This is a genomic window from Parasphingorhabdus sp. (assembly GCF_039977335.1).
Classification (GTDB): Bacteria; Pseudomonadota; Alphaproteobacteria; order Sphingomonadales; family Sphingomonadaceae; genus Parasphingorhabdus.
In genome coordinates, this window is sequence record NZ_JBDWDI010000001.1 from 711,250 (window position 1) to 724,664 (window position 13,415).

Below are 13,415 nucleotides of genomic sequence, written 5' to 3' on the forward strand. Positions count from 1 at the left end.
TGAAATGAAGAAGACGATGATAAGCCTTACCGCCGCAGCCCTGTTCCTGCCCGCTACACCGGCATTTGCCGATGTGGGTGGTTATGCCGATGATGGAGGGCCGGTTGCCAGTTTTTATCGGGTTAGCGATGATGATTGGGACGATGATGATGACGATCGCTATTACAAGCCCCGCCGGTTAAAGCGCGGGGATCGCTATTGGCGTGGCCGTGACGGGCGCTATCGTTGCAAGCGCAAAGATGGGACGACGGGATTGATCATCGGCGGTGCTGTCGGGGCGCTGCTTGGCCGGGAGATTGATGGCGGTCGGGACCGGACGGTTGGAACTGTGTTGGGCGCTGCCGGTGGCGCGCTTTTGGGCCGGGAGATTGATCGCGGAAAATTACGCTGCCGATAAAGGGTTGGGCGATAGCGCTTGCTTGAGCCCATCCGGTAAACAAAAACCCGGTCCTGATTGCCTTCAGGGCCGGGCTTTCTTTTGGGGGGCAAGGGATAGGAGATGGGGGATAGGGGATCAGATAATCAGGGATGCGGCGTTTTGCGTAGCGGGGACGATGCTGGCGCCAACAAACAGGGCGGAGGAAATAAGGGCGGCGATGGCGGCGGTGATTTGGGCAGTGAAATTACGGGGCATGATGAAATCCTTTGGGGTTTGGTGCCGGTCCGCTGATTAGATCATCAGGGACGCGGCATTTTGGGCAGCTGGGCCAACACTGGCGCTAATCATTACTGCTGCAGAGAATAGAGCGGCGAAGGCGGCGAATACTTGGTTCTGAATATTGGAGGTCATGATGGCGTTTCCTTTGAAATTTGATTGAGAGATTAAGCGATGAAAGAAGCGGTGTTTTGAACAGCTGGGCCGACACTAGCGCTGATCAGAACAGCGGCGGAGAACAGAGCGGCAAAAGCGGCAACAACTTGGTTTTGGATATTTACGTTCGACATTTTAAAATTCCTTCTTGGTTTAATTTGGTCCCTCGCGGTTGTGTTTGCGAAGATGTCTGTAGCTCTGCACAGGGCGTGCCAGTTTTTGAAAATATATATAAAACAAATACTTAACTCATATAGTCAGTTTGGTCGATAATAGTAAAAACCGACAAATAGGAAAATATGCCAATATTTGGTTTGGAAAGAATCGAAATGCCTATTGGTACATCCGAGCGATGCCTACGGGATGTTAAGAATGGCAGTTTAGGAGGTCCAAGATGTTTGGACCTCGCCTCACCCGCGTCTTTGCCAGCCGCAATAATGCGCTGTGGTGGTCAGCCATGGTGCTGGTGACCGCCTATTGTGTTGCGGCTGAACCACCAGTTATGCCGGCATCGGGTTCTCAAGACGGAGCGGTGGCCAAAATTGATGGACGGGAAAAATCCACTGATCCATGGGCTGGCATGAAAGAGGTAGCGAAAACGCGTCAGGAAACATTGCCCTAAGCTAAGCGGGCTAGCTATCTATAAATTGTCACCATGTCCGTCGGGCATCTCAATCTTATCGACAAAGGCACTGGCCTCCATCAGGGACATACCCGTGCTCTGCCTCACTCGCGCTATCGCATCTATCTTCTTGCCGCGATGAAGAGCGGCACGAACGTCCCGCATCATCAGCTCTTCCTCGCTATAGTCACTTTCGTTCCTAACCTTACCGGTGGTTGCTTCCGGAGCGACCATCATTTCAATAGCGGGTTTCGGCTTGGGTTCGGAGTGAGCCACCGCGGCATGATTGTCAGCCGACATATCTTTCGGGGGCTTTGTAAGATCGGGACCATTGTGGCTAGGCCATAGCCACCATATTACAAGCAACAGAAGAATGGTTGCACCGATAGTCAGCTCAAGCGCGCCAATTGTCATTCCTGTGATCCTGCCATGGTCACATTGCTAATATTGCGCTGTGCCCCCGTCAACGCTCAGCATGGCGCCGGTAATACCTGCACCTGCATCAGAGGCCAGCAGCAACGCCATCGCCGCGATTTCCTCTACCGTATTGGGCCGCTTAAGCGCGCTTTCCTGTGCAAACATATCGATCATTTCTTCGAAGGTCATACCAAGGCCCTTGGCAGTGGTCGGTCCATTTTCAAGGATTAGGTCAGTCAACACCAGGCCAGGGCAGATAGAATTAACTGTGATTCCCATAGTGCCCACTTCCTGGGCAACTGCTTTGGTCATGCCATTAATACCATGCTTTGCGATGGTGTAGGGTGCGAAAGTCGGCTTGCCCATCTTGCCCTCGGTTGAGCTGATATTGATTACACGGCCTGATTTTTGTGCAATCATTGGTTTGAGCGCCCGGCGTGTCGCCCAGAATGTAGAATAGATATTCCACTTCATTGCCTCGTCAAAGGCATCATCGGTAAGGTCCGCCAGTGGAGCAAGGGCACCGGCGCCACCAGCATTGTTGACTAATATATCGACGGTTCCAAATTTTTCGACAGTCTGATCGATGAAGCCTTCGACCGAATCCTGCTGCATGACGTCGCCAGCAATAAATATGGCACGGTCGCCTACCGCCAACTCGTCGAGAAGTTTTGCACCCTTTTCCGGATTGCGTGCCATCAAGGCTACATTGGCCCCTTCCGCTAGAAAGGCTTCGGCAATAGCGCGTCCGATACCGGCGGTGCCGCCCGTGATAGCTGCTGTTTTTCCTTCGAGTTGCATGACTTTCTCCCAATTCTCTCTTTGATTTAGAGCTATCGATAGCTGGCCGGTGCGGCAATGATTTAAAAGAGTAGGTATCGAATAAACCGTTGCTCAAGTCTCTGATAGATAAGCAAAATCGTTATTTTGTTCATAAAAACATGCCTGAATATGAACCTTAGATAAAACCAACATTCAGCAAGCGGTCAACCGGTGCTGCCTAGAACCAATCTTGTCGGGCATCAAATGAGTCGGATCACGACAGATCTTTTTGGAGTAGAGACAATGATCAACAAGGTTTTAGGAACACTCGCCATAACTACCGCTGCTGTTTCAGCGATGGCCTTTGCAACGCCTGCTGAAGCACGGGGTGGATATAACCAAGGTTATAATGATGGTTACTATCAGCAAGTTCGCAATGACCGCCGCAGCTATCGTCGCGGCGACTATTACCGGGATGATCGTTATTATGATCGTCGGGACCGTCGCTACTATCGCGAAAAGCGTCGTTATAAGCGCGACAAGCGTCGCTATCGCAGTGATCGCCGCCGTGGTTGTGATCGTGGTACAGGCGGTACGATAATCGGTGCGATTGCCGGAGGCCTGTTGGGCAACGAAATCGCCGGTCGCGGTGACAAGACTGAAGGTACGATCATCGGCGGTGCAGTAGGTGCTCTTGCTGGCCGGGCGATTGACGGTAACTGCTAAAGTGAAACCGTATAGATATTAAAGATAAGCCCTCTGTATTCCGTTTTGAATACAGAGGGCCTCTCATTCCTCGCGTCGCGTATCGAGGAAAGGGGACCGTGGTCGCAAGCTCCGGTCCCCGTTTCTTTTTCAGTCTATCGGATGAGTCACCGGCGCGCCAGCATAGGCGGTATCGGCCCAACCCAATCGGACAGATTGGCTTTGTCATTCACAAAATAAGGTTTGCCCTGACTGTTAAGGTAGAAACGCTGCATCTCGCTGCGGCTGAATGGACGGGAGCCTAGTCTTCCAAACACTGCCATCTGGCCGCCAGTTTCATCAACCGCGCGGTCACGATCCAGTCCCTTGGACAAAGCCAAGACTGGATTCGGGGTGCGGGCAAAGGCAATTAACTCCGGCATAGGAGGAGGGGAGAAGCCATAATAATTGGGCTGGCTGTCCGGTGACGTCAGCTGAATAACTTTCAGGCCATTGCGGCCATCGGCGACATAGGCAAATAAAGTCGCGTTGGTCGAACCAACAATCACATCTTCCGCATCGTTCATCTGGCCGCCGAAAGTCTCTTTGCGGTAGATAACCGGTGCTTCGGGTTTGGTGATATTGGCGATGACCAAGCCTTCATCTTTCGCCGCAATATAAGCGTAAGTGCGGGCCAGATAGAGGCGGCGGGCGTTGTTCAGCGGGATTGTTCCGGATTCCACGGCAACGGGTTTTTCCATATCCGTGATGTCGAACAGCTTCACGCCCTCTGCGTCCGTAACCCAAATGTACCGGAATTGTAGTGCAGAAGCCCGTGCGTCGGTCATCGGCATGGTAACAACATGGCGCGGTTTCAGTGGATCGTTGAGGTCAATGACGACCAGCCCACTCGCGGCCGTAATATAGGCATAGTGACCGGCCAGCGTGATATGCTTGGCGCCGTTCAAGACCCCGTCGCCATTCCAGGTAACGGCGCGTTTGAAGAAATTATTGCGGAACTCGCCATCGGCCAGCGTGTTGACGTCAACCAGGATCAAGCCTTCTTCGCTGTCCGTAATGACAGCATAGTTATAGATGGGATGGAAGGCCTGCTCTTCGTTAATTTCACGCAGCTCCGCCGTGTTGCGTTCTGGTGCAATTGGCTGGTTGGTCGACAGCGCCATGCAGGTTGCGTTTTTCGTGTCGACATGCGTGTCATGACCCAACGAAGAGAAGGGCGCTTTTACAATGCGTTCGGAGAAGCCCTTGTTGCCGATGGAGGCAACATCATAGGCACGGAACCCGCCTTTACCTTCGGCGACAAACATATATTCGCCGCGCAGCTGCAAACAACGGACGCTATCGCCAGTGCCCTGAACAACATTGGCAAATTCTTCGAGAGCCTTGGTTTCACCGGACAAATCATCATCCAGTCGCTCGCCGCGGACCCAGTTGATCAGCTCGCGGCCATTATCTTCGACATGCATTTTCCAATAGTCGGGATAGGCATATTTTTGCAGGTAAGAACCGATGACCGCTTGCGGCTCGTCCCATTCGGTAACGCGGACGGCTTCAAAGCCTTTATCCATGCCGACCCATGCGTGCAGGCCGACAAAGTTTACGAAATTCGTGCCCTGCAGCAAGAGCTGCGACATGATCGCATTGTTATCGTTAGCCCCGCTCAAGTGACAATCGGAACATTGTTTCGTTTCGGTTTTACGAACTGTATGTGGGAAATGAGGCGCAAAGGCCTGGCTGGAAAAACCTATCGACGAAATCGGCGGCTGCTGCACATAGATACGCTCGCGGTTGATATTGGTCGAGGAAAGCACCAGCGCAGAAGTGGAGCGTACGGGTGCAATGATGCTGCCTTTGGTTGTTTGGTGACGGCCCAGCTGGAACATCTGATCACGAGCAACTTGCGGGTTATATGTTGCATAGTTACGCGTCGTGCCACCTTCATATTTGTGGCTTTCCGTCTGCCAGTTAGCCTCAATCGGCAAGTGACAACCACCACAGCTGGTTGTCCAGCTGAGATGGCAAGTAAAGCACACCATATTCTCGTCTTTATGGGCACGGTCAGCCGGCTCGACGCCGCTACCAAAAGTGAATTTTCCGGTTTCAGCTCCGGTTTTCGACATCAGCTTGGCCCGTGCCGATTTCAGGTTAAAGTCGGGATGCGATCGATCGACACTGTCTTTGACCAGGCTGACGCGCCAGCTGATTTTTGGATCTACAATAGACCGTTGAATCAACACACGTTTGCCATTGGTATCCTGCATCCATTCAAAACGGCGTTGACCATCGGCATTGCGCAACAGACTTAAATTATTGCCTTTTGGCCGTGCCGCCAGATTAGAGGTCATTAGTGTTGGATAGGCATCGGCGGTACCGTGACAATCCTTACAATTAATTTCCACCGCATTGGCGACTTCGCCGTAGATAAGGCCATTGCCGTGGCTGTCTTGGGCAAAGTGGCAATCGGCACATTGCATACCAACTTCGGCATGAATGCTCATCATATGAACCGATTTACCTGGGTTTATGCCCGGTTCCACAAATTTCGGTTCGTCCTCTTTGCGGAATTTTTCCGGATCATCATTGTCGACAATATCACCATCTTCGTCGAGCAGATTGCCATCGCGGTCGCGTTTTAATATGGCTCGGAAATTCCAGCCATGGCCATGATAGTCAGCAAATTGTGTGTCCTTGGCCTCGCTGTTGAGGTCATAGACATTGCGCAGGAAATCGAGATCGCCCCACAGGCCTTTGGGAGAAGCGGCCTCGGGGTTACGGTCCAGTATCTTGCGGACTTCTTCTGCATCCGGATATTTCTGCTGCTTGTAGGTTTTCTGATATTCCTCGTCGCTCATGCCCTTGGGCCGCGGCGTGGTATTATTCGGTCCGGGCCACATCAGCGGTGCATCGGACTCATAGTCCCACATCGTATAACCAAGGAAGCTGTTCAGGAAGATATTGGGCTGATGCATGTGGCAGTTCATGCATTGCGCAGTTGGAATGGCACGGGTGAAGGCATGTTGGATTGGATGGCCTTTTTCTCGTTTCGCTGGGTCTATGTCACCGCTGTGATCATTGCCATGTCCATCATCATGGCCGTCCTTTTTGCCATAGGAAGCATCATAAGTTCCATATTTACCAACCCGATGCTCGCCCTCTTTGAGGTTGCGGATGGTTGGATCGACAGTTTGGGTCTGACCATCGCGGCCATATTTAGCCCAGATCAGGCTGTGGCGTGGTTCGCGGTCATTGGCATAGACAACATGGCAGCTGGCACAACCGGATTGGCGATAATCGCCCGGCTGGTCGTTGGTGCCCATGAACCAGGTAAACGGGTCGTTGAGGCGGGTTTTGTGGATGTTGAGAGCGGGAATGGCGACACGCAGGCCCGTTCCTGGACCGCGATTGGATTGTTTCAGATCAGGGCGTCCGGGTTCTTCCAGCCGCTGGATGATCCCACCGATATTGGGTAGGCCAATTTCGGGAAATTGCGTGTTGATATTGCGTCCGCCGCGTTCAAACACGCGAAAAACATCACCGGGCGGAATCGTGTGCCAAGTGGGCAGGGGATAAAGAATGGGCAACGCCCCGCGTTTCTTCTGCTCTTCCGTTACAGTGCCATGCGGGCTGCCGGGGGATTTGATCGTGGCTGGCAGACCTTTGCGCGTATAGGCTTCACCGAAGATGTAATTTTTAAACGGCACAATACCGTTGTTATAAGCCGCTCCGCCCCAGAGCATGGCACCGGTTGCCATCAGGGATCGTTCGGACGCTTCAATAATCTCCATATGGCAAGCGCCACAGGATTCCCGTGCGACACGGTAATCAGACGGGTTGACGAAGCGGACAAATTCAGGGGATTCCTTGTTCAGCAATGTGTAGCTGCGCTTCGGATTGGCAGACGAAGGCCAGTGCCAGCTTTCCGGATATTTGGGGAGGACATGCGCTTTTTTCAGCGCATACATATATTGCGGGCTTTTCTTGCCCCATGTATTGTCGCCAGTAACGCTAGCATCGCCGCCATGACAATCGACACAGCCTAGCACTACCGCTGGTGTCTCATGCATGGTTTTTTGATCGCTGTCGGTATGACAGGAAACACAGCCGGTGCTTTTCACATTGGCCGCATCCCATGTCTGGTTCTGCGGGGCAGGTGGTGTGAACGTATAATCTATTTTTTGAGGTTTTTCTTTCCCCGCTGCAAGCAATGCCGGCGTGGCGGCAATGCTTAGTCCAGCGATTCCGAGTCCTGCGACAAGAGGGCGCTTATATCTGGAAAGGAGATTGAAGAACCACATATCAGAAAGCCAATATTGCGTTAAAGAGAATGGAATAGTGGAAATCGCGTTTGTCGGTCTGGTCGAACAAATCCTTGAAACCCTTCCCGGGAAGTAGGGCTGCACCCGACAAGCGGAACACGATATTCTGGGTGGCTTTGGGGCGGTAAATCGCAGCTGCTGACAAGTCCCAGCCGATATCCTTGGGTATCGATCCTTCAACACGTAAAGCCTCAAGGCTCTCGGTCTTGTGGAACCACAAATGATTGGCATTGGCTGACAAACGGAAATCAGGCGTCAGGTCGGCATCGACACCAACACCGGCCAATATCGTACCCGGATTGTTGAAATTGCTCTGCCCTTGTTCCTTGGAGGATCGCAATGAATTGAGGATACCGTTGCGTCCATTGATGCTGATCACGCGTCCGCCACCGGCAAAGGGAATGGTTTGCCGGATCCAGTAGCTGGTATCAGCACCGGCAAAAATCGGGTTCTCGAAAATCGCGTCAAAACCGGCTTCAGTATTATTATAGGGATTGCCGTCTCCGCTTGCGAACAAGCCCGATGCCCGGAAACGCAAGAAGTCGACATCATAGCTGGCCTCGGCAGCGGCAAAATAGGCGGCAATCTTGGCCGGTTCGCTGGTGAAGATGCTGTTGCGGTCTTCACCAAAAGCCCCGTAAATCTGGCCGGTAACGTTAATCCGCCCGATACGACCATCCACGGCATAGCCGGGATAGACCACATCATAGGCCCGGCCGCGTAAATCACCGATCAGGGCTGGACGAACCGGAAAGCCGTTATCGTCAATCTCGATATCGCTCTTCTCGCGGTTCATATTGTAGGTAACACTGAACTGACTGGTCAGGCCGACAAAGGGCAAATCCTGACGATAGAGATTAGCAAAGAATATGTAACTTTCGCGCGGTGTCTGCAAAATGTCGTTGAGGCCGCTATTCGTGTCTTTTTCCAGCTGTACAAAGGCGCCGAGATTATATTGAACCCGGTTATTGTCGCGAGTACCAAACAGGCGGAAACCGAGCTGGTTATCCTGAAACAGGAATCCTCGGAAATCGGCCTGCATCGGCTGAATACCGATACGGAAACTGTCAAAGTCATAGCGCGCAGAAGTGTTGCGGATATGATAATCGAAAAATGCTTCCTGCACGCCGACAAAATAGTCTGTCCGGTTGGATGTTTTGGACGGTTCGACAAAAAGCACCCGGCGTTCCGGCACGTTAACATGATTGATTTGCGTGGCCAGCGTGAGCCGGTACTCGACATCAGGGGGTTTGTAAGCAGTTGATCCCTTGATCAGTGCAACGCCGGTGATGAAAGTCTGCGCATAAACTTCCGAACCGGAACGCCCGAAAACGTCTATACTGCCAGGACGTTCAGTGGTCTGCACACCCACAGGGATAGGAAAACTGCGCGGTTCAATCACCGTGTCTGAAATCGCGTTGACGACAAAGAACCAGTCATCGCCTTTCAGAAAAGACGGTTTCTTGTCGGCCGGAATCGGCTTGTCGCCCTTGAGCACATTTTGTGCGTAGGGATTGGACGTATTGCTGCAGTTATTCTTCAGCGCACCAAAAACTTTGTAGATCGACTGATCCCCGCCTTTTTGCGGGCATAACGTCTGCAATATCCGCCACCGATCCGGGACCGGGAATTCATCAGTTGGAAAGGCTTCAGGCGGCGGTGCGCTGATCGCACCGGGGTTATTCTGAGTAACGCGGTCGGGTAGTTCCCTAGGTACACCGGGACGGCGGCGACCATCTATCAAGGCTTCATCGGCCTCCAAGCCGTCAAAATCCATTTCCAGCTGTTCAGGCTCTGCCGCCGACGGTGCAGCTATATCGCTGCTTGCAACTGGTGGCTGTGATGCGGTGATCGTAGCTTCTTCTTCGGGTTCAGGACCGCCTATCGCTGAGGTTTCAGCGCCTATGCCCACGGCCAACGCGTCGTTGCCAATCGCCAATGCGCCCGCACTGCCATCGAGATGCGTCAGATCAAAATCCGAATTTTCTACGCGCATCCAATCAAATTGCTCGCCAGCCAGCAACGCAGTCAGCGAGCTTTCCATTTCTTCGACAGTTGCGCGCTGCGCTTCGAGCTGTTCTGTCTGGCCAGACATTACTGCCATAATCGGCATAAGAGAGGAAGAAGCAGCGGACACTTGCTTTAAAGTCCCTCGCAGACATTTTGGTCGTCGGTATCGAGAAAAGGTGCGAACGGACAGTTCACATAGCGCAGCCGAACTTGCGCATCGCCAAGGTCTACCACAACATTGTCGGCGCGAATGGCCTTAGGTGCATTTCCGATACTGCCAACGCGCAAACCTGCGTTATGCAGGCCGAGGAAGCTGATCATGTCATCTTGGTCGATGCCGTCGCCGGATACACCAAGACCACCAATGAGTTGATCGCCGCGATAAATGGGAACACTGCCCGGGAAAATCTGGATGCCATTTTCAAGCCGGTTTTGTCCCGCCACTGCGTCCGGTGTGTTGGTACAGCGCATATCAGTGTCATCCATGGATCCGCCAGTGACAAAGGTTAGATGCTCGACAAGATTTTGGAAAATCAGAGCAGCCTGAAGCCCAGTAGCCAATGGATTGAAATCCTCAATCGGGCGCGACAAAGGTCCGGGAGGACGTCCTAGTTCTCCATCTGGAAAATAGGGCCGAGAGAGATTGCCGCCGGAGCGATCAGCAAAAGCAACCGTTCCTGTCAGCGCATTGGGATCATTCAGGAACGTCCGGACGCGCTGAACAAACGCCGCAACATCGGTGTCGGGGTTGCCGAGCAAATCGGATGCCGCAACGCTGTTGGAGAAAAAGGATGCTGTCCGTGCTTTTTGCAGCGAAACATCGGTTCCAAAAATCGGTGCATCTGGCGACCGAACAATGCCTAGTATTTCGCCATGCGTGTCCACCACCGAAATCGAAACCTGCGCACGACTATCCAGTGGTTGCCGGATTTGCGCCCGTGCACGAGACATGACGATGAATGCTTCTTCCAAGATGGCACGAGATTCGTCTGCTGTTAGCGGCGTAGCAACATCTGCTCCATCAGTACCGGCGCGGATCGGGAAGCGGTTCGCACCGGTGCCATCGGACAGCACAAAGGCATCGCGGTTTTTAAATTCGGCAGCGGTTGAAGCCCGGATGCCTGAGTCTTCGGTGCCATAAGCTGAACCGGCGATGATTGTGGCGGTGGAATAGCCGGTCACCGCAATCAAATTTCCGGAGGTGACGTTAATTGCTGCGAAATTATTTTGGAGCGGGGACAGATCGTTCACGACCATATCGCTGAATCGCAACGATGTGCCATCAACCGAAATGCGGTTAGCCGTGATCGCAGCGGACGGCGCAAATCCCTGAATTCCCGCTAGAGCAATGGCTTCTTCATCATCGACATCAATATCGAGAATATTGGAATCGAAGCCATAGTCACCGTCACCCATGACGCCGATTGCACCAACGACAACGCCATTTTTGTAGAGCGGTAGTCCGCCCGGATCAGCCGACAGCCCCAAGGGAGAGCGCTTTGGCCCGATCAGCGCCATCGCACCGGCGTTGCCGAACCGTTGATTGAGGTCGGAACAGGGGAGTTGGCTAAATTGCACGCCAAATAGCGGACCGCTTTCCAGACCTGCCGCGGTTGGCGCAGGAGGAAAATGTTCCTGCACGATCTGACTGGCGGTACGAGACGAAAAAGCGTTGCCTGAACTCGACAGATAGGCTCCGGTCACAGCTTTGGCGATTGCTCCTGCCGCTGCTGGTACAACCACGCCCTGTACGTCTACACCGGGATTGTTGATTGTCCCCATCGCGGTTCGCGCGCTTGTGGTGGCAGTAGCGCGCGCGCCGTTCATTTCAAAAACAGCAAGCACGTTACCAACGCGGTCAGTTACTGCAATGACGGAGGGCAAATTACGCGCCGTTGCTTCGCCGACCGCTTGGGCAATAACGGTCTGGACATCCGCAACGCTCAGTGACTCTTGGGCTGGTGGCGTGAACGCGCCACCATTGCCATCTATCGGTGATGGTGAAGGGGTTGGCGTCGGCGCCGGTGAGGGCGATGGTGTGGCGCCAAAGTCGTTGCTGCCACCGCCACCTCCGCAAGAGGTAAGAACCAAGGCAGCTGCGGAGATTGCAGCGGTGAAACTGAATTTCCGCATTATCGTAGAGCCCTTATGGTTCTGACAGCGCTGCCCAGTGCTCGACGGAATTGCAGGGGTTTGTAGCTGTTAGGTTCATCAACGGCTTTATAGGCCACATTGATCTGACCGCGCAGGCTCGCTGCTGCTGCTTCGCTCACCTGACCGCTATTAACCAGGCCGTTGAGTAGCGTATCAATGGCCATGACCGCCTGCACGCTGCCCTCATAGTCGGTGAAGCGCGGCGAGATGGCTTGTCCGGCGATGATCTCCATGATCCTGAAGGTTTGATCGCGACCGAAGCTGGCTCTGGAGAAGCGATCAGCCAGCGTCTGTGCCGTTTGACGCAACCGCGCCGCAGCTTGAACAGCTGGCGCGCGACCTTTGCCCATCGCCGCGTGGAATGCTTTTGACCGGGCTTCGAACTGACCGGCTAGATCGGGTGCGGCCACTTTTATTGCCGCACTCAACATGATCATATTCTCGTCATTATAAGGCGGCATGCCTTCGGGGATGGGGCGGCCGGGGTTATTGATCGAAGTCGGACGGGCCGAGGCTTCATCATAGATGCGGCGGTGACAGCTATGGCAGTCATAGAAATAAAATTCGGGAAACAGCCCCTCTTGTGCCAGCGCGGGCTTGGAAAAGAGATTGAGTGAGCGCTCCAGCGCCATGGACTGCCCCACGGCCCAGAACCGAACGCTGTTGGTTTTTCCTTTGCGCCGGATATAGTCGATATCCTCATCATGATGCTGCTGGAGTGTCGAGAAGAGATCCATTTCAAAGGAAATACGGGGGTGCCCGGCGGCCATGATCCGGTGATCCACAAATTGGCCGCTTTTCGCGCTGCCGAAGTGGCAGTCGAGACAATTGCTGGCGCGTACTTTGGGATTATCCAGCGGGGTCAAACCTAGCGAGACGTTACGGGCATGATTAGCGCCTACGGCATAGTGAGCAGATAGCCATCCGGATGAAGGGCCGTGACAGGCTTCACAACCTACACCATCACTAACTTGGAAACGTGGCCCCTTTTGGGCGGCCGGCGTACTGTGACAGCCCAAGCATTGTTGGGATGAAGACGCATCTTTGATGCCAAGACGCTTGGCGATGGCAATACTGCGGGGCTCTCGCAACACGCGAAAGGCGCGGCTATGGGCGCCGCCTGGGGTGGATTCTTCTTGCCAGCGCATCAATTCGTCCTGACGTACAATTTCGCCATCGGCTTCTTGCCGCCCATGACAGGTAGTGCCGCCGCAGGTCGCAACGCCCATATGGGTTCCGCTTGCTAAATCTTGAGCGGCTTCGACCGGTGCAGGTGTCGCGACTGACGATATAAAGAGGGCTACGCCGGCAAGCGCAAAACAGAATAGGCTAGCGGCCAGTATCGACCAGCTTCGCTTCCACGAAAGATTTTTCCCCATTTGCATCGTTGCTTTTCCTGATCCGGAGATCAGGCCCCTCTGTAAGCTCGACGCGACCCAAGTCGTTAACTATGATCTACGCGCTCTATTATGCTTCATTGAAACCTCAATGCAACGGTAAAAAAGCTCGAATATGGCGGTTTTTCTATGACTTGCATCACTCTTTTCGCTTTACTCACTGCTCAAACGTTGCTGATTTACAACTGTTTCACGCTTTGACTGCCCAGTCACAAAAATCT

The 13,415-nt window shown here is 53.4% G+C and carries 11 protein-coding genes; 4 read left to right on the forward strand and 7 right to left on the reverse strand.

Translation table 11 applies throughout. The annotated features are described in order from the left end of the window. Positions 1-4: 4 nt before the first annotated feature. A complete protein-coding gene (locus tag ABJM21_RS03370) occupies positions 5-397 on the forward strand; it encodes a glycine zipper 2TM domain-containing protein (RefSeq protein ID WP_348302809.1) in 393 nt (130 codons plus the stop codon). A gap of 141 nt (positions 398-538) precedes the next feature. Further along, on the forward strand, positions 539-670 hold the full coding sequence (locus ABJM21_RS03375; protein WP_348371375.1) for a hypothetical protein: 132 nt from the start codon (positions 539-541) through the stop codon (positions 668-670). A gap of 152 nt (positions 671-822) precedes the next feature. On the opposite strand, the gene ABJM21_RS03380 is transcribed toward ABJM21_RS03375, so the two are convergent. Then, entirely contained in the window at positions 823-945 is a 123-nt protein-coding gene (locus tag ABJM21_RS03380; protein WP_259371339.1) for a hypothetical protein, read from the reverse strand. 260 nt (positions 946-1,205) lie between these two features. Between ABJM21_RS03380 and ABJM21_RS03385 the strand changes: the two genes are divergently transcribed. Beyond that, positions 1,206-1,433 carry a hypothetical protein gene (locus tag ABJM21_RS03385; RefSeq protein ID WP_348302807.1) on the forward strand — a complete coding sequence of 76 codons (228 nt, stop codon included), beginning with the start codon at positions 1,206-1,208 and terminating at the stop codon, positions 1,431-1,433. 18 nt (positions 1,434-1,451) lie between these two features. On the opposite strand, the gene ABJM21_RS03390 is transcribed toward ABJM21_RS03385, so the two are convergent. Both ABJM21_RS03390 and ABJM21_RS03395 read right to left on the reverse strand, forming a co-directional pair. Next, positions 1,452-1,847 carry a hypothetical protein gene (locus ABJM21_RS03390; RefSeq protein WP_348302806.1) on the reverse strand — a complete coding sequence of 132 codons (396 nt, stop codon included), beginning with the start codon at positions 1,845-1,847 and terminating at the stop codon, positions 1,452-1,454. A 27-nt stretch (positions 1,848-1,874) separates the two neighbouring features. Further along, the gene (locus tag ABJM21_RS03395; protein WP_348302805.1) at positions 1,875-2,651 is read right to left on the reverse strand and encodes an SDR family NAD(P)-dependent oxidoreductase; all 777 of its coding nucleotides are present in this window, start codon (positions 2,649-2,651) and stop codon (positions 1,875-1,877) included. A gap of 264 nt (positions 2,652-2,915) precedes the next feature. Here ABJM21_RS03395 and ABJM21_RS03400 point away from each other — a divergent pair, with 264 nt between their 5' ends. Continuing rightward, positions 2,916-3,338, forward strand: a complete 423-nt coding sequence (locus ABJM21_RS03400) for a glycine zipper 2TM domain-containing protein (RefSeq protein ID WP_348376545.1) — start codon at positions 2,916-2,918, stop codon at positions 3,336-3,338. Between the two features lie 146 nt (positions 3,339-3,484). Here ABJM21_RS03400 and ABJM21_RS03405 read toward each other — a convergent pair whose 3' ends face one another. From ABJM21_RS03405 to ABJM21_RS03420, 4 genes are read right to left on the reverse strand one after another with little or no spacing between them, the layout of a single operon-like run. After that, complete coding sequence (locus ABJM21_RS03405; RefSeq protein ID WP_348302803.1) at positions 3,485-7,612, reverse strand: hypothetical protein; 4,128 nt, start codon at positions 7,610-7,612, stop codon at positions 3,485-3,487. A gap of 1 nt (position 7,613) precedes the next feature. Further along, positions 7,614-9,770, reverse strand: coding sequence for a hypothetical protein (locus ABJM21_RS03410; RefSeq protein ID WP_348302802.1), 2,157 nt, complete (start codon positions 9,768-9,770; stop codon positions 7,614-7,616). 5 nt (positions 9,771-9,775) lie between these two features. After that, the gene (locus tag ABJM21_RS03415) at positions 9,776-11,776 is read right to left on the reverse strand and encodes a heme-binding protein (protein WP_348302801.1); all 2,001 of its coding nucleotides are present in this window, start codon (positions 11,774-11,776) and stop codon (positions 9,776-9,778) included. Beyond that, the gene (locus ABJM21_RS03420) at positions 11,776-13,176 is read right to left on the reverse strand and encodes a multiheme c-type cytochrome (RefSeq protein WP_348303356.1); all 1,401 of its coding nucleotides are present in this window, start codon (positions 13,174-13,176) and stop codon (positions 11,776-11,778) included. Before ABJM21_RS03420 ends, ABJM21_RS03415 begins: the two co-directional genes overlap by 1 nt. Between the last annotated feature and the right edge of the window lie 239 nt (positions 13,177-13,415).

Coding starts and splice junctions, on each gene's coding strand:
- ABJM21_RS03390 (WP_348302806.1), bottom strand. CDS start 1,847: ATGACAATTGGCGCGCTTGAGCTGACTATCGGTGCAACCATTCTTCTG.
- ABJM21_RS03380 (WP_259371339.1), bottom strand. CDS start 945: ATGTCGAACGTAAATATCCAAAACCAAGTTGTTGCCGCTTTTGCCGCT.
- ABJM21_RS03400 (WP_348376545.1), top strand. CDS start 2,916: ATGATCAACAAGGTTTTAGGAACACTCGCCATAACTACCGCTGCTGTT.
- ABJM21_RS03370 (WP_348302809.1), top strand. CDS start 5: ATGAAGAAGACGATGATAAGCCTTACCGCCGCAGCCCTGTTCCTGCCC.
- ABJM21_RS03395 (WP_348302805.1), bottom strand. CDS start 2,651: ATGCAACTCGAAGGAAAAACAGCAGCTATCACGGGCGGCACCGCCGGT.
- ABJM21_RS03385 (WP_348302807.1), top strand. CDS start 1,206: ATGTTTGGACCTCGCCTCACCCGCGTCTTTGCCAGCCGCAATAATGCG.
- ABJM21_RS03405 (WP_348302803.1), bottom strand. CDS start 7,612: ATGTGGTTCTTCAATCTCCTTTCCAGATATAAGCGCCCTCTTGTCGCA.
- ABJM21_RS03420 (WP_348303356.1), bottom strand. CDS start 13,176: ATGGGGAAAAATCTTTCGTGGAAGCGAAGCTGGTCGATACTGGCCGCT.
- ABJM21_RS03415 (WP_348302801.1), bottom strand. CDS start 11,776: ATGCGGAAATTCAGTTTCACCGCTGCAATCTCCGCAGCTGCCTTGGTT.